General features: G+C 64.1%; 17 protein-coding genes. 13 read left to right on the forward strand and 4 right to left on the reverse strand.

Annotated elements, in window-relative coordinates; all coding sequences use genetic code 11:
* Window positions 1-4 precede the first annotated feature (4 nt).
* Entirely contained in the window at window positions 5-403 is a 399-nt protein-coding gene (locus QRM57_RS16275) for a winged helix-turn-helix transcriptional regulator (RefSeq protein ID WP_284987314.1), read from the forward strand.
* Between the two features lie 2 nt (window positions 404-405).
* On the opposite strand, the gene QRM57_RS16280 is transcribed toward QRM57_RS16275, so the two are convergent.
* Both QRM57_RS16280 and QRM57_RS16285 read right to left on the reverse strand, forming a co-directional pair.
* Window positions 406-1,098, reverse strand: coding sequence for an ABC transporter ATP-binding protein (locus QRM57_RS16280; protein ID WP_284987315.1), 693 nt, complete (start codon window positions 1,096-1,098; stop codon window positions 406-408).
* A 29-nt stretch (window positions 1,099-1,127) separates the two neighbouring features.
* Window positions 1,128-2,207 (reverse strand): ABC transporter permease, encoded by a 1,080-nt coding sequence (locus QRM57_RS16285; protein ID WP_284987316.1) that lies wholly within the window; start codon window positions 2,205-2,207, stop codon window positions 1,128-1,130.
* A 193-nt stretch (window positions 2,208-2,400) separates the two neighbouring features.
* On the opposite strand from QRM57_RS16285, the gene QRM57_RS16290 reads away from it, so the two are divergent.
* The 7 genes from QRM57_RS16290 to QRM57_RS16320 all read left to right on the forward strand — a co-directional run bounded on the left by QRM57_RS16290 (window position 2,401) and on the right by QRM57_RS16320 (window position 14,322).
* On the forward strand, window positions 2,401-3,681 hold the full coding sequence (locus QRM57_RS16290; RefSeq protein WP_284987317.1) for a sensor histidine kinase: 1,281 nt from the start codon (window positions 2,401-2,403) through the stop codon (window positions 3,679-3,681).
* Window positions 3,678-4,334: a response regulator gene (locus tag QRM57_RS16295; protein ID WP_284987318.1), complete on the forward strand. Its 657-nt coding sequence runs from the start codon at window positions 3,678-3,680 to the stop codon at window positions 4,332-4,334. Before QRM57_RS16290 ends, QRM57_RS16295 begins: the two co-directional genes overlap by 4 nt.
* Window positions 4,335-4,515: 181 nt before the next feature.
* Entirely contained in the window at window positions 4,516-8,367 is a 3,852-nt protein-coding gene (locus QRM57_RS16300) for an NPCBM/NEW2 domain-containing protein (RefSeq protein WP_284987319.1), read from the forward strand.
* 114 nt (window positions 8,368-8,481) lie between these two features.
* Window positions 8,482-10,464, forward strand: a complete 1,983-nt coding sequence (locus QRM57_RS16305; protein WP_502868658.1) for a penicillin-binding transpeptidase domain-containing protein — start codon at window positions 8,482-8,484, stop codon at window positions 10,462-10,464.
* A gap of 68 nt (window positions 10,465-10,532) precedes the next feature.
* A complete protein-coding gene (locus tag QRM57_RS16310; RefSeq protein WP_211710299.1) occupies window positions 10,533-12,215 on the forward strand; it encodes an ABC-F family ATP-binding cassette domain-containing protein in 1,683 nt (560 codons plus the stop codon).
* 155 nt (window positions 12,216-12,370) lie between these two features.
* Window positions 12,371-13,138, forward strand: coding sequence for a DeoR/GlpR family DNA-binding transcription regulator (locus QRM57_RS16315; protein ID WP_284987321.1), 768 nt, complete (start codon window positions 12,371-12,373; stop codon window positions 13,136-13,138).
* Window positions 13,135-14,322 carry an MFS transporter gene (locus tag QRM57_RS16320; protein ID WP_235518147.1) on the forward strand — a complete coding sequence of 396 codons (1,188 nt, stop codon included), beginning with the start codon at window positions 13,135-13,137 and terminating at the stop codon, window positions 14,320-14,322. Before QRM57_RS16315 ends, QRM57_RS16320 begins: the two co-directional genes overlap by 4 nt.
* On the opposite strand, the gene QRM57_RS16325 is transcribed toward QRM57_RS16320, so the two are convergent.
* Window positions 14,267-14,971 (reverse strand): phosphatase PAP2 family protein, encoded by a 705-nt coding sequence (locus QRM57_RS16325; protein WP_284987322.1) that lies wholly within the window; start codon window positions 14,969-14,971, stop codon window positions 14,267-14,269. The genes QRM57_RS16320 and QRM57_RS16325 overlap by 56 nt on opposite strands.
* Window positions 14,972-15,031: 60 nt before the next feature.
* Between QRM57_RS16325 and QRM57_RS16330 the strand changes: the two genes are divergently transcribed.
* From QRM57_RS16330 to QRM57_RS16350, 5 genes are all read left to right on the forward strand, one after another.
* Window positions 15,032-16,534, forward strand: a complete 1,503-nt coding sequence (locus QRM57_RS16330) for a bifunctional phosphatase PAP2/diacylglycerol kinase family protein (RefSeq protein ID WP_284987323.1) — start codon at window positions 15,032-15,034, stop codon at window positions 16,532-16,534.
* A gap of 151 nt (window positions 16,535-16,685) precedes the next feature.
* On the forward strand, window positions 16,686-17,630 hold the full coding sequence (locus QRM57_RS16335; protein ID WP_235518154.1) for an ABC transporter ATP-binding protein: 945 nt from the start codon (window positions 16,686-16,688) through the stop codon (window positions 17,628-17,630).
* 2 nt (window positions 17,631-17,632) lie between these two features.
* On the forward strand, window positions 17,633-18,484 hold the full coding sequence (locus tag QRM57_RS16340) for an ABC transporter permease (protein ID WP_284987324.1): 852 nt from the start codon (window positions 17,633-17,635) through the stop codon (window positions 18,482-18,484).
* Between the two features lie 9 nt (window positions 18,485-18,493).
* On the forward strand, window positions 18,494-19,783 hold the full coding sequence (locus QRM57_RS16345) for a sensor histidine kinase (protein WP_284987325.1): 1,290 nt from the start codon (window positions 18,494-18,496) through the stop codon (window positions 19,781-19,783).
* The gene (locus QRM57_RS16350; RefSeq protein WP_235518157.1) at window positions 19,780-20,472 is read left to right on the forward strand and encodes a response regulator; all 693 of its coding nucleotides are present in this window, start codon (window positions 19,780-19,782) and stop codon (window positions 20,470-20,472) included. Before QRM57_RS16345 ends, QRM57_RS16350 begins: the two co-directional genes overlap by 4 nt.
* Here QRM57_RS16350 and QRM57_RS16355 read toward each other — a convergent pair.
* Window positions 20,466-21,125: an HAD hydrolase-like protein gene (locus tag QRM57_RS16355; protein ID WP_350309852.1), complete on the reverse strand. Its 660-nt coding sequence runs from the start codon at window positions 21,123-21,125 to the stop codon at window positions 20,466-20,468. The two genes, QRM57_RS16350 and QRM57_RS16355, sit on opposite strands and share 7 nt — an antisense overlap.
* Window positions 21,126-21,238: the final 113 nt, after the last annotated feature.

Below are 21,238 nucleotides of genomic sequence, written 5' to 3' on the forward strand. Positions count from 1 at the left end.
CCTTATGGAAACAAACAGCCTCCCCGCGAACATCCTGGACCCCAACTGTCCCTCCCGCGTGATCTTCCAACGAATCGGCGACAAATGGGCCTCGCTGGTCATCCAGGTGTTGGGCGCCGGTCCGGTACGGTTCTCCGAGTTGCGGAAGATGGTCAACGTCGTGACGCCCAAAGTCCTGACCCAGACGCTGAGGGCGCTGGAGCGGGACGGCCTGATCACCCGGACTGTCCATGCCCAGGTCCCCCCACGTGTGGACTATGAACTGACGGCGATGGGCGAATCCCTGTTGCAGCCGTTGTCCCTGCTCCGCGAATGGGCCGAAAGCCACGTGCCCACCATCCTGGAAGCCCGCGAAGCCTACGACGACGCGCAGGACTCCGCGGTCCTCGGCACAGCCACCTAGGTTTAATGTGATGGGACGAGGGCGCGGCTGATCCGTCCGTCCCGCATGGTCGCGACGGCATCCGTCAGGGGCAGGAACTCGGTATCGTGCGTGACCATGACGGTGGCTGTGTTGAACTCGTCCGTCACCCGACGGAGCAGCCGGACAACGGATTCGCTGCGTTCATGGTCAAGCGCCGCAGTGGGCTCGTCCACCAGCAGTACCGAGGGGCTGCCCATCAATGCCCGCGCTATGTTCACCCGCTGGCGCTGGCCGCCGGAGAGCTGGTGCGGCCGCTTGTGTTCGGCGCCGGACAGGCCAACTACGTCCAGCAGCTCGACGGCTTTCCGGCGGGCTTCCTTCAGCGGGTTGCCACGCAGGTGCTCACGAATCACCAACTGCTCGACGGCGGTCAGCGCCGGCAGCAGGTTGGGTTGCTGGAAGATGATGCCCACGCTGTCCCGGCGCAGCGCAGTTCGTTCGGCTTCCGGAAGTGCGGCGACATCCTGCCCGTTGATGACCACTACGCCGGATGTTGGCCGGATGAGGGTGGCCGCCACGGCGAGCAGTGACGACTTCCCTGAGCCTGACGGGCCTACCAAGGAGAGGAATTCCCCTTTGCTGACCGCGAGGTTCACGGAGTCCAAGGCCTTCAGGGTGGAGCCACCATCGGGATATTCGAGCGAGACGTTGACGAGGTTGAGTGCAGTAGTCACGGTGTATGCCTTTCGAAGAATGTACGGAATCAGTTGCCGCCGAGGGCCAGCAAGGGGTCCACTTTGGTGACTTTGCGGACGGCAAGCACCGCGCCGGCGAGCCCGAGCAGGACAATTCCAACCACTGGGAGCAGCGTGGTCAGGGGAGTGATCAAAAAGGGTGCAGCCTGGGCTGCGAAGGCTCCCCCGGCAAGGCCCAACAAAGCACCAAGAGCCGCTCCGGACACCAATACCAAGGTCGCTTGGGCCAGGGCATCGCGCAGGACATAACCGGAGGAAGCTCCAAGTGCCTTGAGCACCGCGATATCCCGGGTCCGCTGCACCGTCCACACGGTCAGGAACGCGACGATCACCAATGCGGAGATGCCGTAGAGGAACGCCTGCATGAGCATGAGGGAGCCGTTTTCGCTCTTGTACGAAGCCAGGGCCTGGAAGGAACCCACGGGATCCGTGCTGACTGTGCCGGCCGATGCGTTGGCGGCGTCGACGTCCAGGGAGGTTCCGGCGTCGTACTGTACGGCGAGGACGGTGGCCGTGCCGGGGGCCGCGTGCGCGATGGACCGCCAGGTGTCCAGAGTGGTCCAGACGACGCCCGTGTGGGAGTACCACTGGTCCCCCACAATGGACGAGACAGTGAGGTCGGTGCCGCCTACGCTCACCCGGCTACCGGGGGTCAGGGACAGGTCCTTCGCCAAGGTTTCGCCGACAACCACTGCCCCGTCCTCCACGGCCTGGGGAGCGATGGACCCGCCAAAGACGGCGACGTTCGCTGTACCACTTGGAGTGCCACCAGCACCCAGTGACTGGAAACGCGACTGGCTGATTCCCACTGCCTGCGCAGAACTGACCCCCGGCTGCTCGCGCCACGTCTGGAGCTGGGCTGAGGAAACCTCAGACTCGGTGTAGGACGCTTTCGCGTCACTTCCCGCGGGAGCCCCGAAGACGACCTGCTGCGCCGGCAATGAGGCAATGGCCGACGTCGACTGGTTTCCCAGTCCGGCCGTCAGCCCGGACAACATCACGAGCAGCAAAGTGATAAAGGCGACGACGCTGCCCATGAGCGCAAAACGACCCTTGGCGAAGCGGATGTCGCGGATGGCGAGAAACATCGGATTCCTTCGGTAGGTGCGGGCTTGTTCCCGGCATTACCAACTCTTCCGGCGAAGGCCCTCCCGGACATCGGGAGGTGGATGGATTGGCGGACTCCGTGGGGTTGAGCGGCCAGTCATCCAAATGGTTGATTCCGGCTGTGCGGCGCGGAATACGGCGGAATGCGGGAGGGCCGGAGATACGCTGGAAAGCATGCAATCCCCCACCGGAGCCGTCACGATCCTCCGCGTCCTGCGCGTGAGTTTGCACGTCGGTTTCGCCGTGCTGCTGCTGGTCGCCGTCATTCGCCTGCTGACCGGAGTCGGAACTTCCGGATCACCGTCATCCACGGCGTTGGCTGCCGGTTTGGGCCTGTCTGCCCTCCTGGCGATGGTGTACCTGGCGGGAACCATCCTGGAAAAACGGCACGCAAGCGACCCTTCCCGTTTCAACCCAACGCGCTACGCCGCGTGGTGGTTGGGTGCAGTGATGTTCCTGTGGCTGCTGCTCCTTCTGGTCAGCGGAGATTTCGCCTGGGTGGCCTTCCCCCTCTTCTTCCTGCAGCTTCATCTGCTCCCCCGGCGCCTGGCGTTGCCCATGATTGCGCTGAGCACGGTCCTGCTGATCGGTGCGCTGTGGTTCCATAGCCGCGGCACGTCCGACGGCGGCCTGCAGCTCGCGATGGTCCTGGGCCCGGTGTTTGGGGCCGGTTTCGCCGTGGTCACCGGGCTGGCCTACCAGGCCTTGTTCCTTGAGGCCGAAAACCAGCGGGTGGTGGCCGAGGACCTGCGGCGGACGCGGGCGGAACTGGCCAAAACACAGCACGACGCCGGGATCACGGCCGAGCGTGAACGGCTCGCCCGGGAAATCCACGACACCCTGGCACAGGGCTTCTCCAGCATCGTCCTGATGGGGCGGTCAGCCGAGAAAGCCTTGGATGACGGGGATTCAGGGGCTGCAAGGGAGCGACTGCGGATCGTCCAGGAAACTGCCTCGGCGAACCTGGCCGAAGCCCGCAGCTTTGTTCGCGGCCTCCGTTCCCCTGACCTGGAACAAGCCGGCTTGGTGGATACGTTGCGCCGCCTCTGTGAGAAGACCGAGACTGAAGCCGCCGCCCGTGGGACCGCGCTGCGCTGCCGTTTCGAGTTGGTGGGTTCCCCCGTTGAGCTGCCCAATACCTACCAGACCACCCTGCTTCGGGCCGCCCAGGCCTCCCTCGCGAACGTGTGGGCGCACGCAAAGGCGCGGGCCGCCGTCGTGACCCTGTCCTTTCTCGGGTCCGAGGTGACGTTGGACGTTTTTGACGACGGTATTGGTTTTGAGCCGTCGACGGCGGTGGCCACCGTGCGCGGTGACGGCACCGGCGTCGGGCTGCTGAGTTTGCGCGAACGGCTGGCCGCGCTGGATGGCAGCCTGGAGATCGAGTCGGCTCCGGGCGAGGGAACGGTGGTTGCCATCCGGGTGCCCTTGCCCGTGGGAGAAGATGAGGCATGAGCGATATCCGCATTCTGTTGGTGGATGACCACCCGGTGGTCAGGGCAGGCCTGCGCGCCATGTTGGCGGACTTCCCGGGTGTCACAGTGGTGGCCGAGGCGGCGGATGGTGATGCTGCGTTGGCCGAGCTGCGCAGGCTGCACACGCTCGGCGAGCCGGTGGACCTGGTCCTCATGGACCTGCAGATGGGGGCCGGCATGGATGGGGTGACGGCTACGGGAAAGATCAAGGCGGGCGAGGCCGGGAGCCCCCCGCCCCCGGTTCTGATCCTCACCACCTACGACACCGACGCCGATATCCTCGCTGCCGTTGAAGCGGGCGCCAGCGGTTACATGCTGAAAGACGCCCCGCCCGAGCAAATCCGGCAAGCTGTCCTTTCCGCGGCTGCAGGGCAGACCGCGCTGGCACCGGAGGTCGCGGCGCGGCTTATGGGGCGCATCCGAAACCCGTCGCCCGCCTTGAGCGCCAGGGAGGTGGAGCTGCTGGAGTTGCTGGCTACTGGCATGAGCAACCGCGCCATGGCCAAGCAGCTCTTCATTTCGGAGGCCACGGTCAAGACGCATCTGGTGCACATTTACTCCAAGCTGGGGGTCGACAACCGGACGGCGGCGATCGCTGCGGCGACCCAGCGGCGGATCATCCGCGGGCACTGAACCTCGAGGATCAGGCCCATAGCAAACGTCGCGCTGGACCCCTTTGGACGGGCGGGTTGAGGCCCATTTTGTTTGTTAATTTTGGTTAAACGGTTGACCTTTGGCCTCACAGCAGTGACGATTAGTGCACGTTTCGCTATGAGTTAGATCACAAAAAGTCACTCGTCGAAAGTTGGCCCCCATGTCCGCACCCTCCTTGGGCCTGTCCAGTGCTGCTCCCCACAGCCCCGGACGAGCCACAAAGATAGCCAGGAAGGCCGCATCCCTCGGCCTTGCCTCGCTCCTCCTCGCAGGGACCATCCCCGCACTGACCTTCGCATCGGCGGCATCGGCCGCGAATTCCGCGCCCGGCGACCCCGCCCCCGTCAAAGCCGTCACCCCCGAGGTACCTGTCGACGCCGCGGGAGTACCCCTCGGCGCGGTGACCGGATACACCCAGTCCGGCAACGTCGTCGGCCTTTCCACCGCCAAAGGTGCAGTCCGGGTTACGTTCCTGGATGGCGGCACCTTCCGCCTCGAAGCCGATCCAAGCGGCACCTTCACGGATCCCGCCAACAGCGACCAAGGCGACCCGGCCAGGACCGCCAACATTGTGGTGGGCAAAGACAGATTTCCCGGCACCACACCCACCATCGTCGACGGCGACTGGCTGACGTTGAAGACGGACAAGATCAGCGTCGCTATCAACAAGTCCACTACCCAACTCCGCGTGACCCGGGCCGACGGATCACTGGTGCTGGAGGAGTCGGCACCCATGACGTTCGGCTCCAACTCGGCCACTCAGCACCTTGCCCATCAGGACGGCGAGCAGTTCATCGGCGGCGGCATGCAAAACGGCCGCTCCGTGCACACCGGCGCGCTGATCAACATCGCCAAGAACTTCGACTGGGACGACGACGGCTACCCCAACGCCGTGCCGTACTACATGTCATCCAAGGGCTACGGTGTCCTCCGCGACACGTTCGCCCGCGGCTCGTACGACTTCAAGGACCAACCCACCACCACGCATGAGGAAAAGCGGTTCGACGCCTACTACTTCGTGGGCGACTACAAACAGTCCCTTGGGGCGTACACCACGCTGACCGGAAAGCCGATCATGCCCCCGGTCTACGCCTTGGAATACGGCGACGCCGACTGCTACAACCGTTCCAATCCGGGCTATTCCTCCTCCGGCTATGGCGATCCCGACGGTGCTAAGCAGCGCACGCCGGACGCCATCAAAACCGCACGGAAGTTCGTTGAAAACGACATGCCGGCTGGCTGGATGCTGGTCAACGACGGCTATGGCTGCGAATACCAGCAACTCCCGGAAACCGTGAGCAACATCGAGAAAGAAACCGACCTCAAAGTTGGCCTGTGGACCCAGCGCTCCCTGACCAACCAGGAATACGAAGTAGGCGAGGCCGGAGTCCGGCTCCGCAAGCTCGACGTTGCGTGGGTTGGGCAGGGCTACCGGCAGGCACTCACCGGTTGCGAGGCCGCACACGGCGGCATCGAGCAGTACTCGAACGCGCGGGGCACCTCGCTGATGGTGGAGGGGTGGGCCGGCGCCCAGCGTTGCGGCATGCAGTGGACCGGTGACCATTCAGGCAATCTCGACGCCGTTCGCTGGCAGGTCTCGGCCCTCACCGGTGCGGGCAACTCGGGTTTGGCGTTCACCACCGGCGATGTTGACGGGATCTTCGGCGGCTCGGCCGAATCGTACGTCCGCGACCTCCAGTGGAAGGCCTTCGCCCCGGCGCTGTACTCCATGTCCGGCTGGGCCGCGACGGACAAGCGCCCGTGGCTCTACGGCGACCAAGCTACGGCCATCAACCGCCAGTACCTGCAGCTTAGGCAGCAACTCATGCCCTTCATCTACACCCTCGCCCAGGAATCCTCCACCAGCGGTGTTTCGATGATGCGATCCATGGCCCTGGAGTTCCCTGACCAGCAGTGGTCCTACGGCGCCGAGGCCAATAACCAATTCATGCTGGGCTCCGATTTCCTGGTGGCACCAGTCTTCACCCAGACAGATGTCCGCAACGGCATATTCCTTCCCGCCGGCCAGCAGTGGGTGGATTACTGGACCGGCAAGCTCTACCAGGGCGGCCAGATCCTCAACGGTTACAACGCACCCCTGGACAAACTGCCGGTATTCGTTCGTGCCGGTGCGGTGATCCCGCAAGGCATCGTGGCCCGCAACGCCTCCTTGGTACCCGAAGATTCCATGATCACCCTGGACGTTTACGCCCAAGGCCAGGACACCTTCACGCTCTATGAGGACGACAAGGTCACCCGTGAATTCAAGGATGGAAAGTCCTCCAGCCAGATCTTCGCAGTGGATGCGCCCGGCAAGGGCAACAGCAGCGTCAAGGTGTCCATCGGTGAGCGGAAGGGCGAGTACACAGGCAAGGCGGCTGCCCGACCCTACGAACTGAAAGTCCACGCCGGCGCGGCCCCCAAGGACGTGAAGATCGGCGGCACCAAGCTCACCCAACAGCCAACCCAGGCCGCCTATGCCGCTGCAACCACGGGGTGGTTCTTCGATGAGGCCAACAACGGCACCGTCTGGGTCAAGACGGGATCCATCGCCTCCAACCAGTCAGCCACGGTTCAGCTCCAGCAGGCAGGTCCGCTGGGCGGGAAAAGCCAGGAAGACACCGCCGCCGAAGTCCGCGTGACCACCGGCCAACAGGTCTTCCAGGACCAGGAAACAACAGTCACCGCTGCTTTCGTGAACACTGGCACCAAGGCCAAGACCAACGTGGTCCTGGCTCCCGTCCTGCCCGAGGGGTGGACCGTGGTTTCGTCCTCCGGCGCAACCGCAGCCAAGGTGGACGGTGGAGCGAGCGCTACTGCCACCTTCGTCATCAAACCCGGCTCCAGCGCGAAGGCGGGCCAACAGACCGTGCGGGTGTCGGCGTCGTACGCTGCTTCCGGCTCCAACCAGTCGGTGACCGGCGGCAACCAGATCTACGTCGCCTACGGTTCGCTGGCTGCGGCCTACAACACCGTTTCGGTCACCACCGTGGCCGGCAAGGCGCTCGGAAACTTCGACGGCGGCGGTGCCACCTTCGCTGCCGAGCAGCTGGCTGCCGCCTCGGTTCCGGCGGGCGGTGTCCGACCAGGCAGCACGGTGACGGTCGATGCCGGGAAGCCTACGCAGGTGGACTACACGTGGCCGGCCGTGGGACCTGATGTCCCCAACTCCGTGGCGTTGTCCGCACAAACCATCTCGGTCAAGGGCAAGGGCACGCATCTTGCGGTCCTCGGATCTGCCGCTGTGGGTAATGGAACCAGCCCGACGCTGACCTTGACCTACGCGGACGGTTCTTCAGAGCAGCAGTCCATCTTCTTCCCCAACTGGCTGCAGCCCTCGGTCCTCAACGGAGCCGTGCTGGCGGTTTCGGAACAGGGCCGCAACAACGCCTCAGGCCCGTCCCCCGAGTACACGCAGTACAAGTATCAGGCGTTCTCCAACACGGTGCGGCTCAACCCCACCAAGGAGCTGGCATCCGTCACGCTGCCCACGGATACACGGGTGAAGTTCTTCGACTGGAAGGTGACCTCGCAGCCGCTGCCGGCTGTGCCCGTGGGCTCCGTGTATGCCTCTGAAACCCCGTGGGTCCAGGCGCTGAACGGCTACGGGGTGATCGGCAAGAACGTGGCCAACAAAGATTCGGCGTCCTCCCCGGACAAGCCGTTGGCCATCAACTACACGGATCCCGCCACAGGCAAGGAGCCCGTGTTCAGTAAGGGCCTCGGCGTGCACGCAGCGTCAAAAATCACCTACTACCTGGGTGGAAAGTGTTCGAAGTTCACCTCTCAGGTGGGCCTTGAGAGCGGCTTCGGCGGCAACATTATCTTCAAGGTCAACGCCGACGGCGTGAACAAGTACCAGTCGCGCACGTACACGCCGGGGTTCGCTCCCGAATCCGTGACGGTTGACCTCACCGGAGCGGCCTACGTGGAGTTGGTGGTGGATCCCTCCGGATCCATCAACGGCGCCCACGGGGTGTGGGGTGACGCCAAGTTCACCTGCGCTCCGTAGCGCCAATGTCCTGACGGCCGCCGTTTGCCGCCTCTCCCCGGGGTGGCAGGCGGCGGCTGTCCGCTGACCGGGCACAACAAGAAACTGTCGGTGGAACGGGGCATAATGTCGCAAATGGGGAAACTGAAAAAGAAGCAGGGTTTTGTCGTTGGACTCGTCAGTTTAGTGATGGCTGGCTCGCTGGCCGCTTGTGATGATGGCCGATCCGGCGCGGAAGGTGCCGCAAAGCAGCTGGCGTCTTCCTTGGAAGCGCTCGACGTCGGGTCGCTCGCCGTCGAGGGCAAGGACGCTGCCGCGGCCAACGATGAACTCAAGGCTGTCTTCGAAGGCCTCGGCGCCAAACCCTCGGTGCAGTCCGGCGACGTGAAGCTCGACGGCGATACCGCCACGTTCCCCCTGAACTACAGCTGGAACGTCGGCTCTGCCAAGTGGGAGTACACCTCGGATGCCACGCTGAAGAAGTCCTCCGGAAAATGGGCGGTTCAGTGGAGCCCCGCCCTCCTGGCACCACAGCTCTCCGATGGCGAGACCCTCTCCGTTAAGACAGTTCCGGCCCAGCGCGGCCAGATCCTGGGTGCCGGCGACGCCCCGATCGTTGAAGACAGGCCCGTGTTCCGGGTTGGCATCGACAAGACCAAGGTTCCCGCAGAGCAAGCCGACGCCTCGGCCCGGGCCATGGCGGCCCTGCTGGGGCTGGACGTTGAGGAGTACGCCAAGCAGGTTGCTGCATCCGGCCCGCAGGCGTTTGTGGAGGGACTCGTCCTCCGCGCCTACACAGCCGACATCAACGAAGCCAAGATCAACGCCATCCCGGGTGGCGTGAGCATCCTGGACTCCATGGCCCTGGCTCCCACAAGGACCTTCGCCCGTGCTCTTTTGGGCAGCGTCGGTCAAGCCAGCGCAGAGCAGATCGAGAAGTCCAACGGCGCGCTGCGTGCCGGGGACACCACCGGAACCGGGGGCCTGCAGCAGAAGTACGACTCCCTGCTGCGCGGCAAGGACGGCGTGGAGGTCATCGCCAGCGCCAAGTCCCAGGGTGAAACCCCCGCTACCAAAGTGTTCTTCTCGTCCCTCCCCGCACCGGGCACCACCCTCAAGACCACGCTCGACCTGAAACTCCAGCAATTGGCCGAGGACACGCTGGCTAAAGTTGGGCCGGCCTCGGCTATCGTTGCGCTGAAACCCTCAACCGGTGCCGTTCTCGCCGCCGCCTCAGGACCGGGCAGCAACGGGTACAACACCGCCATGTTGGGACAGTACGCACCGGGCTCAACGTTCAAGATCGTTGATTCGCTGGCGATGTTCCGGAACGGTGCCACGCCCGATTCCAAGGTGGAGTGCACTCCGACGGTCACCGTTGATGGGCGCACCTTCAAGAACGCCGAAGGGTACCCGGCCGGTTCGCTGGGCACCGTTGCCTTGCGGGAGGCCTTCGCGCACTCGTGCAACACAGCCTTCATCAATGCCCGCGATACCGTCAGCCAGGACCAACTCGAGTCGGCTGCCCAGGCCCTCGGAGTCGCCGTGGAAGCCCCCAAGCTTGGCGCCGACGCTTTTCTGGGATCGGTTCCCGGTGCTGCTGAAGGCACTGAGCACGCCGCCTCCATGATCGGCCAAGGCAAGGTACTTTTCTCGCCGCTCTCAGCCGCTGTCATGGCTGCTTCCGTGGCCAACGGCGCTCCCGTGTCACCCCAACTGGTCCTCAACGCTGATGCTGCCCAGAACCCCAGTGCCAGTGCTTCCCCGACCGAAAGTGGCAGCGCATCGCCGTCGCCGGATTCCACCACGGCCAGTGCACTCCCTGCGTCCCCGGCATCCACCAAGCCGATTACCAAGGAAGAAGCCGCTTCGTTGGCGGACATGATGCGTGCCGTGGTGACCTCCGGGCACGCCGGCTTCCTGGCACAGGTGCCCGGCCTCCCGGTCGGGGCCAAGACGGGCACGGCGGAATTCGGCAACGAGGATCCGCCCAAGACGCACGCGTGGATCGTGGCCACGCACGGTGACCTGGCCGTCGCGGTGTTCGTGGAGGACGGTGGGCTTGGTGCTACCACCAGCGGGCCGCTCTTGAAGTCCTTCCTCACCGCAGCAGGCTGACACGGTTAACGCTCGACGGCGGCAGGCCGCCGTCGAGCGTTAATACCGTGCCGTGGGAGGATTGAAACGTGGCCCATATTGACGTTTCAGGCATTGACTACTTCCTCTCCGACGGCACCCAACTGCTTAACGGGGTGACGTTCAAGGTGCCCGACGGCACCAAGACTGCGTTGATCGGACCCAACGGAACGGGCAAGACCACGCTGTTCAAGATCATCTCCGGCGATCTCACACCGGATGAGGGAGCCGTGGGCCGGTCCGGGAACATGGGCATCATGCGCCAGTTCGTGGGCCAGGTCCGCGATGAATCCACTGTCCGCGACCTCCTGGTCTCTACCGCACAAGCAGGTCTCGCGGCCGCGGCCAAGGCCGTGGAGGAAGCCGAGCTCGCCATGATGGAACACGATGACGAGCCCACCCAAATGAAGTACGCCCAAGCGATCGTCGACTGGGGCGACGCGGGCGGATACGACGTGGAGACCGTCTGGGACGAAGTCTGCATGGCCGCCCTGGGGATTTCCTTCGACAAAGCCCAGTTCCGGCGGGCCTCTACCCTGTCCGGCGGCGAGCAGAAGCGCCTTGTCCTCGAAGCACTGTTTGCCGGGCCTGATGAATTGCTGCTCCTCGATGAGCCTGACAATTACCTGGACGTGCCTGGCAAGCGCTGGTTGGAAAGCAAGCTCAACGAGTCCAAGAAGACCGTGCTGTTCATCAGCCACGACCGCGAGCTGCTCAACAACGCCGCCGGGCGCATCGTCACGCTCGAACCGGGCATCAACGGTGCGGGTGCCTGGATCCACGGCGGAGGTTTCGGCTCCTATGTCGAGGCCCGGGCAGACCGCAATGCGCGTTTCGAGGAACTGCGGAAGCGTTGGGACGAGGAGCACATCAAGCTCAAGGAACTCGTCAACATGTACAAGAACAAGGCTGCTTTCCGCTCTGACATGGCCAACAGGTACCAGGCAGCGCAGACCCGTCTGGCTAAGTTCCTTGAGGCTGGCCCGCCCGAAGCCCTGCCGATCGAGCAGAACGTCAAGATGCGCCTCAAGGGTGGGCGTACCGCCAAGCGCGCAGTCGTGGCCGAGAAGCTTGAGCTGACCGGACTGATGAAGCCGTTCTCCACGGAGATCTGGTTCGGAGACCGTGTGGGTGTCCTGGGCTCCAATGGTTCGGGCAAAAGCCACTTCCTCCGCCTGCTCGCCACCGGTGGCACGGATCCGGAGCGGGAACACCTGCCGGTGTCCGACGTCGTCATCGCTGAGGTCCCGCACGAGGGCGTGGTGAAACTCGGCGCCCGAATCCGCCCGGGTTTCTTCGCGCAGACACATGTCCGCCCTGACCTCCTGGGCCGGACCTTGCTGGAGATCCTGCACCGCGGCGACGAGCACCGGAGCGGACTTCCACGTGAAGCAGCTGCCGGAGCTTTGGACTCCTACGGTTTGGCCGGCCAGTCCGAGCAGAAGTACGAGTCACTCTCCGGTGGCCAGCAAGCACGTTTCCAGATCCTGCTCCTGCAGCTCTCTGGTGCCACGCTCCTGCTGCTCGACGAGCCTACGGACAACCTGGACCTGCATTCCGGGGAAGCCTTGGAGCGGGCCATCGATGCTTTCGAGGGAACGGTCCTCGCCGTGACGCACGACCGCTGGTTCGCCAAGTCCTTTGACCGCTTCCTCATTTTTGGTTCGGACGGCAAGGTCTACGAGTCCGAGGAACCCGTGTGGGACGAGAAGCGCGTAGAGCGGGCCCGCTGACCCCGGACGCTCTCTCACATCCCGCCCCCTTCACCCGAACGCTCCTGCAGCAGCTGCAGGAGCGTTCGGGTTTAACGGGTGGGATGTGATGGAGCGTTTCTGTTCAAATGATCGCTCGGGGTGATTAAATGCGCACTCCTTGCTACGGTTGATGGATGGGAACTGCCGACCGCCACCGCCTCATTGGCGAACTGCTCCGCACACGCGAAGAAGCCACAGTCGATGAGCTCGTGGAGGCCACAGGGGCGTCGGGCGCCACGATCCGCCGCGACCTGGAGATCCTCGCAGCCAACGGTGTCCTAAAGCGCGTCCACGGCGGAGCCCGCAGCTTGCTGGCGCGCGGAGACAACCCCGGTTACGGGCAACGCGAACTGGAAGACCACGACGCCAAAATCCGCATCGCTGCAGCAGTGGACGCACTCCTGAGGGACAGGGAGCACGTGTGGCTGGACAGCGGCTCGACAGCCACGGAGATCGCACGCAGCCTCAGCACGCGCGAGCTCACTGTCATGCCCATGTCCCTTCACGGCGTTGATGCCCTGACCAGCGTCAAGGGTGGGCGCTCACCCGGGCTCATCCTCCCCGGCGGCAGCCTCGTCCCGGGTGAGCAATCCTTTCGGGGACCCATGACGGAAGCCAACATCCGCTCGCTGAGGTTCGACACCGCCGTCGTAACCCCGTGTGCCCTCAACCTCAAGGACGGGCTCCTGGCCCACGACCTTGACGATGCGGCCGTGAAGCGTGCCGGCCTGGAGTCGGCGGCGCGTGTGATCGTGGCATCAGCCGGCAGCAAATGGAATGCCAGCGCCGTGGCCTTGGTTGCCGCCATGGACACCGTGGACGTCATCGTCACAGACCTTGCACCATCCCCCGAAGATCTTGCCCGGCTCAACAAACTCTCCGTGGAAGTTGTGATTGCATGACCACCAGCATCAAAAGCTCCAAAAGCGTCAACGCCGCCGCGGTGGCGACGTTCCTGATCTTCGGCATGAACGGCCTGGTCTTTGCCAGTTGGGCCGCCCGCATTCCGGCCGTTACCGAAGCCCTCAGCCTCACATCGGGTCAAATGGGCACCTTGCTGCTCTGCACCGCCGTCGGATCTTTGCTTGCGCTGCCCTCCGCGGGCTGGGTGGTTGGCAGGATCGGGACAGCGAACACGGTCCGGGTGGCCGGCATCGTGGCTGGCGCCGCGGGAGCAGCCATTGCTTTCTCGCTGATGGCCGCCTCAGTCCCGGCAACCGCCATTGCGCTGTTCTTCTTCGGAATTGGAATCGGCCTGTGGGATGTCGCCCAGAACATCGAGGGCGCAGATGTCGAGCACAGGCTCAAGCGCACCATCATGCCCCAGTTCCATGCCGCCTTCAGCGGCGGTGCGTTCGTGGGGGCGTTGATTGGGGCAGGTTTGTCGAAGCTGGGTGTCGGGCTTCCGGAACATCTGCTGGTTATCGCGGCCATCGCCGTCGCCCTCGCGCTGACGGTCCCCAAGTTCTTCCTGCCGCACGAGGTCGCGGAAACGCACGACGACGGCGCTCCCCTTGAGAAGGGACCCTCGGCTTGGCGGGATGGCAGGACGCTGCTCATAGGCATCGTGGTCCTGGGTGCGACGCTGACCGAAGGCGCCGGCAACGACTGGATCGCCAAGGCAACCGTGGACGGTCTGGGAGCTACCGAATCAACCGGAGCACTCCTCTTCGCCCTCTTCGTGGCGGCAATGACACTGATGCGGTTCCTCGGCGGGAAAGCGATCGACAAATTCGGCCGGGTTGCTGTCCTTCGTGCAAGCATGGCTGCAGCCGCAGCAGGCCTGGCGTTGTTTGTTTTCGCGGACAACGTGTTTCTCGCAGGCGTCGGGGCGGCGTTGTGGGGTGTCGGTGCGGCACTGGCCTTCCCCATGGGAATGTCCGCGGCAGCTGACGACCCCAAGCATGCCGCCGCCCGTGTTTCCGTGGTGTCCACCATCGGGTACGTCGCATTCCTCGCCGGACCACCGCTCCTTGGTTACCTCGGCGACCATACGGGAATCCATCTGGCCCTTCTGGCCATCGGAGCACCTATTCTGCTTGCCCTGCTCCTGGCTGGCGTCGCAAAGCCCCTGCGGACCAAATAGCTTTCCCGTCCGATCCTGCATTCTCGGCAATGCATGAACGGCCGAACCGCCACCACAAAAGGAGCACCACCCCAGAGGCCAAGCAGGCTGCACCAAGCACATCACTGAGCCAGTGGGCGGAGAGGTAGGTCCGGCTGATCATCATGGCGATCACCCCAATCATTGCCAGCAGGGTCACCCACCAGCGTCCGAGCAGGATCACCACAACCACCAGGAACGTGGTGGTTGCCGATACATGCCCGGAAGGGTATGAACCCGTATCTGTCAGGACCCTGGCGCCCTCCGGCCGCTGCCTGCCCACCAGGACCTTGGCCAGTTGGGTGAGTGCCAGCGCAGCCACTCCTGAGGTCAGGGCGAAAGTGGCCGTCAGCGGCCGGCGCCATACCAGGAGTGCTGCGGCCAACAGCGCGTGGAGCACCAACATGCCTACATACCCGATGCTGTTGAGGAAGGCGTTGAGTCCGTCCCAAAACGGCGAGTGAAGCGTCGAGACGAAGGCCTGCCACCAGACGTCCACGGGCTTAAAAATGGGCTCAGCGTGCCCAACCATGAGCATGATCCCAAGGACGGTGAAGGCGCTGAAGAGAAGGGCGCCAGTGAGGGCCGGTTGCCAGCCCGGCCGCTCGCGTGGGTGAAGGACACGAATCATGCCTAATGGTAGTCATCGCGCCGTTCCCCTTTCGGGTGGATCGGGCGTTAGTGTGTTGGGATGCGAGGCTTCGTGGGCAAAGGCCCCAAAAAGGTGGCACTGTTGGACCGCTTCCTGGTGGGGGCTGTGTCCCGGCAACCCCAAGGCGATCACGACGTCTTCTTCCGGCGGCTCTCAGCGGCGGCGACCAAGGGCAAGCTGTGGTTTGGTATTGCGGGAGTCATGGCCGCGTTTCCCGGTAAACCACGCAGGGCAGCCCTTCATGGCGTGCTTGCCTTGGGCGTTGCTTCCGGCGTCACCAACGTGATCTTCAAGCGGCTACTCCCCCGGAGGCGCCCGCTTCCTGAGCACCTGCCGCTCTTCCGTTTTGTGAACCCGCAGCCGACCAGTTCATCGATGCCGTCCGGCCACTCCGCGTCCGCGGTAGCCTTCGCTGTCGGTGCCGGCATTGTGTCTCCTGCCATTGGACTTGGCTTGGCCCCGATCGCAGCAGGGGTGGCGTACTCCCGCGTTCACACAGGTGCCCACTGGCCCTCCGATGTGGTCCTGGGTTCCGCCTTGGGGGCAGGCGCCGCATGGGCAACCCGCAAATGGTGGCCGGCGCGGCCTGCCGAACCGACCCCCCACCGCACGCCGGTTGAGGCCCCCGCAATCAGCGACGGCGAAGGGCTCAGCATCGGGGTCAACGTCATGGGCGGTTCGTACACCCCTGAAACGGGAGAACTCCTAAGGGAAATATTCCCCAAAGCTTATATACAGGAAATTTCCGAAGGTGAGGACATAGCTGCCGAGATGGAAGCCGCGGCCACCCGGCCCGGTACCGTAGCGCTGGGTGTCTGGGGCGGAGACGGAACGGTGGGCACTGCGGCCGCTGTCGCCGTCGAGCATTCACTCCCACTCCTGGTACTCCCTGGCGGAACCCTGAACCACTTCGCCAGGGACCTCGGAACCAGCTCGATCGATGACGCCCTTGAAGCCGTGACCAAAGGGCAGGCAGCGGCCGTCGACCTGGGGCACGTGATGGTCCAGCGCGGCTTGCCCGACACGCCGGAGACCTCCGAGGTGGCCATGCTGAACACCGCCAGCGTAGGCGTCTATCCCAACCTTGTGCGCCGCAGGGAGCGGCTCGAACCGGCCATGGGAAAGCCCTTGGCCGGTGTGGTGGCGTCACTGCGCACGTTCGGCGTGAACTCGCCAACCACCCTCACTGTGGACGGCGTGAAACACAAGCTCTGGATTCTCTACATGGGCCGGGGAAGGTTCTACCCCAGGGACCATGCACCACTTCGCAGGCCGGTTCTGGATGACGGGGTATTCGACCTGCGGATGATCACAGCGGACGAGCCCTTCGCCCGGGCGCGACTGCTGTGGGCGGTCGTGACCGGCACAGTCTCCGCCTCAAAGGTCACCCACCTCACCGAAGCCACCGAGGTCACCGTGGAAGCAATTGGACAGCCGCTGGTCCTGGCGGTTGATGGCGAACCCAAACCGGGCGTTCGCAGCGCCACGTTCAGCGTCAAGCAGCGGGAACTCCGGGTGTACTCACCGCTGCCTGCAGAGTAGCGCTGTCAGGAGTCATCCGGGAGGACTACCCTGACTGGACCCTGAATCATCCCTGAGACAGGCGATTTGCGCTCCCTTCGTGAGTAGCGTGGTGAGTACATTCAAAACTCATCTGCACACAAGTGTTGTGCTCCGAGGAGGGAACGCTTCCATGATCGAAGCAAAAGGCCTGACCAAGGTCTACGGCGAGAAGACCGCCGTCGGCGGTGTCAGTTTCACTGTCCAGGCCGGACGTGTGACGGGCTTCCTGGGCCCGAACGGTGCCGGCAAGTCCACCACCATGCGCATGATCATGGGACTGGATGCTCCGACGTCGGGTTCCGTGACGGTGAACGGTGAGCCGTTCGTACAGCACAAGGCACCATTGCGCGAGATCGGTGCCCTCCTGGACGCCAAGGCAGTCCACACCAGCCGCACCGCCTACAACCACCTGCTTGCGATGGCCGCGACGCACAGCATTCCGAAAAGCCGGGTGCGCGAAGTCATCGAAATGACCGGTTTGGGTGACGTTGCCAAGAAGAAGGTCAAAGGCTTCTCGCTCGGAATGGGTCAGCGCCTCGGGATCGCCGCCGCGCTGCTGGGCGATCCGCAGACCATCATCCTGGATGAGCCGGTGAATGGCCTCGATCCTGAAGGTGTGGTCTGGGTCCGCAATCTGGTCAAGTACCTGGCCTCGGAAGGCCGCACAGTCTTCCTGTCCAGCCACCTCATGAGTGAAATGGCGCTCACGGCAGACCACCTGATCGTCATCGGCCGCGGCAAAATCATTGCCGACGCCCCCATCGCCGACATCATCTCGGGCAAGGGCCAGGTACGGACACGTGTCCGCACCGACCAGCCGGAACGGCTCATGCAGCTGCTCGCCGGAACCGGAGTCTCCGTGGAAGTCCACGAACGCGAGCTCCTGGAAGTTTCCGGCCTGGATCCCCGTGGGATCGCCCGGGCGGCCCTGGACAACCAGGTCATGGTCTATGAGCTGACCCCGCTCCAGGCGAGCCTGGAAGAGGCTTACATGGAACTGACCAAGGACGAGGTCGAATACCACTCGCACATCACCACCGGGGCCTCGGTTCCCGCTCAGGCCGGAGGGAAATAGACATGAGCACCACCACTTTGGACCGTAAGTCCATCCGCAACTCCGTGGGTCCGGGACCGGCCTTCCACCGCGTCCTGAACTCCGAATTCATCAAGTTCCGTACCCTGATGTCCACGCTGATCCTGCTGGCTTCCACCGCCGTGGTGATGGTGGGCTTCTCCGCCCTCGGCGCGTGGGGAACCGGCCAAATCACCAGGCAGGCGGCGGAGGATCCCCAGGCCGCTGCAGCGATCGCCGCGCAGGGTGGGGACCTGGCTGTCACGGTACCTACGTCCGGCATCGTGTTTGCCCAGTTGATTCTTGGTTCCCTGGGCGTGCTGCTCATGAGCTCCGAATTCACCACGGGCATGGCGCGCTCCACCTTCGCAGCCGTACCCCGGCGGTTGTCGCCGTTCCTGGCAAAGCTCATTGTGGTGATGGTGAGCGCTTTCGTCCTCACCGCAGTGGCGACCTACGTTGCCGGACTTGTGGCGCTGCCCATCCTGAACAACTACGATCTCAAACTTGACCTCGGCAGCTCGCAATCGGTCAAGCTCCTGCTGGTCAACAGCATCTACGTGGCGGCCGTGGCAGCCATCGGCATGGCCCTTGGCACCCTGGTCCGGAACTCCGCCGGCGGCATCATGAGCCTGGTGGGACTGTTCTTCGTGGCGCCCATCGCCTTCCAGCTGATCCCCGGCGATTTCTTCAAAGAGGCCAGCAAGTACCTTCCCGGCAACACCATCAGCCCGCTGACCGCCGTCGAGCACGTCCCGGACACGCTTGAGGCGTGGCAGGCTGGACTGGTTCTGGGCGCTTGGGTAGTGGTGCCGGTGGCCTTGGCGATGATCCTGCTGAAGAAGCGGGACGTCTAGGCTCGATCCATGACTGAAGCTCTGCAGGCGAAGGACGCGTCGGCCACCCTGGCTGACGCGTCCTTCGCTGAAATCGCCCAGCGCCGCAGGGGCAGGCTCCGCCGGTACTTCTACAAGCACCCACTGGCGATGGATGCCGTGGTGGTGCTCTGCTACGTGTTGCTTGCCCTGCCCACCATCATCACCTCGGTCATCGACTCCAAATGGTTCGTGGTGGCGCTGCTGCTGATGATCGCCGTGGCCTTGGTCTTCAGGCGACGTTACCCCATGCCGGTGGTAGCCGCCGTCGCGCTCCTGGAAGTTGCGGCAGCCATCGTGAACCCGTGGGGCTCGAACGTCTCGGTGGGGCTATGGTTTGCCCTTTATGCGCTGGCATCGCTCAAGCGCCGGGCGGTTGCGCTGGTGGTTTTTGCCGTTGCCAGCCTGCCGCTCAGCCTGCTTTACCTGTTCATGTGGACAAGTCCGAGCCAGATGAACACGCTGCAGGAAGTCCCCGAGAACTTCCACCTGATCAACAACATTGCCACGGCAATAACCATCATGCTCTCCAACCTCCTGGCTACCGGGATCGGCATTTCAGTGCGCCAACGCAGGGAACATGAGGGAGAGATTGCCGCCTGGGCTGCAAGGACCACCCAGCTGGGCAAAGTTACTGAACGAAACCGGATAGCGCGCGAGATGCACGACGTCGTGGCCCACTCCCTGACGGTGATGATCAGCCTGTCCGACGGCGCAGCCGTAGTGGTCAAGAAAGACCCGGAACGGGCGGGCGAAGTCCTGAACGAACTGTCGCGGACCGGTCGGGCGGCCCTGGCTGACATGCGTCGCGTGTTGGGTGTACTGCGTGACGATTCGGGACGGCCGGCGCCCCTCTCGCCACTGGAGTCGGGTCATAACCTGGCCAACCTCCTGGAGGGATTCCGGACCGCCGGGCTCCCGCTGCATTACGCGCACACGGGTCCGGGATTGCCGTCCGATCCGGCGTTCCAGATCACCGTCTACAGGATCGTGCAGGAGTCGCTCACCAACGTCCTGCGATACGGCCGCTCGCTCAGCCGGGTTGACGTGCAGGTGGCGCGCGACGGCGATTTGGTCACCATCGACGTCAACGACGACGGCCGCGGAACCCGCGACGGCGGCAGCGAATCCGCGGGCAGCCTGGGCACTGGGCAGGGAATCGCCGGAATGAATGAACGCGCCGGAATCTATGCTGGAATCGTTACTGCCGGTCCAGGAAAAAGGGGTGGCTGGGCGGTCCACGCCGAGCTCCGCTGGAACGGCGACAAGGGGGAATCATGACAGGTGACATCATCAAAGTGCTGCTGGTGGACGATCAGCCGCTGCTGCGGATGGGCTTCCGGCTCATCCTGGAAGGCGAAGCCGACTTCACGGTAGTGGGCGAGGCTTCGGATGGCCTGGAGGCCGTCCGGCAGGTTGAGGCGCTTCAGCCCGACGTTGTGCTGATGGATGTCCGCATGCCCGCCATGGATGGGATTGAGGCGACGCGTCGCATCTCCAGTTCGGGGTCGGATGCACGGGTCATCATCCTCACCACTTTCGATCTCGACGAATACGCCTTCAGCGGCCTGCAGGCCGGGGCATCGGCATTCCTGCTCAAGGACGTGGCCCCGGCTGAGTTGGTTCACGCTGTGCGCCTCGTAGCCAGCGGCGATGCCGTGGTGGCCCCGCGGGTGACCCAGAGACTCCTGGAGACGTACGTCCGTGGAGGAGCCCTGCCCGGCCATTCAGCCAGCCCGCACCGTGACCCGCTCCTGGACGAGCTCACCCCGCGCGAAACCGAGATCCTCACTACCATCGCCGAGGGCCTGTCCAACGCGGAGATCGCCCACAAGTTCTTCCTCTCCGAGGCCACGGTCAAAACCCACGTCCGCCGGATCCTGAGCAAGCTGCAACTGCGGGATCGGGTCCAGGTCGTGGTCTATGCCTACGAAACCGGCCTTGTGGTGCCGAGCAACCCGGACTACTGACCCGTCGTCGAATGCTGCATGGTTCCTTGGAGCAACGGTATGAGCCCGCTGGGAGACGAAGCTGCAGCAATGGCGTTCGCGGATTCGTGTGGCTCACCGTAGCCCCAGAGCGCAAAAACGGTTGGCATCCCGAGTGTGGCCGCTCCCTCGACGTCGTATATGCGGTCGCCCACCATGACGGGCCGCGAGGTGTCGACGCCGCGTGAGCGGAGCCTCCGCAGCGACTCCGCGATCACAGCGTCCTTCCGAGACCGCTCCAAGGCATCCGAGGCGCCGCAGACATCCGTAAAGTAATGGTCCACACCGAAATGCCGGGTTAGTCGGATGGCTTGATCTTCCACTTTTGACGTAGCCACGGCCATCGGCATGCCCAGTGAGTGCAACTGCTTAAGGAGTCCCTCAACGCCTTCATAGAGCCGGGCCTGGAGCGCTCCGGCCTTGGCGTAGGCGACCCGATAGTGTTGCAGTGCTGCGTTCGCCCGGTCCTCGTCCAGCCCCACAACGGTCCGGAAAGAGTCGATCATGGGTGGGCCAACGAACCGGCGCAACTGGTCCGGACCCGGGACGGTTGCTCCTACGGACGCCAGCGCTTCCGCCGCACTTGCCGTGACGCCCCTGGCCGAGTCCACCAGTGTTCCATCCATGTCGAACAAGACGCATGAGTAGCGTTCCGGGAGTGGTTTGTGGTGCTCGGGACGTATCATCTTCTTCGTGGCCTTTCGGTCAAAAGACAGGAGCCTCGGGGCTCCTGGCGGGTTATTTTTTG

Origin of the sequence: Arthrobacter sp. fls2-241-R2A-172, assembly GCF_030208885.1 — a bacterium.
Lineage (GTDB): Bacteria > Actinomycetota > Actinomycetes > Actinomycetales > Micrococcaceae > Arthrobacter.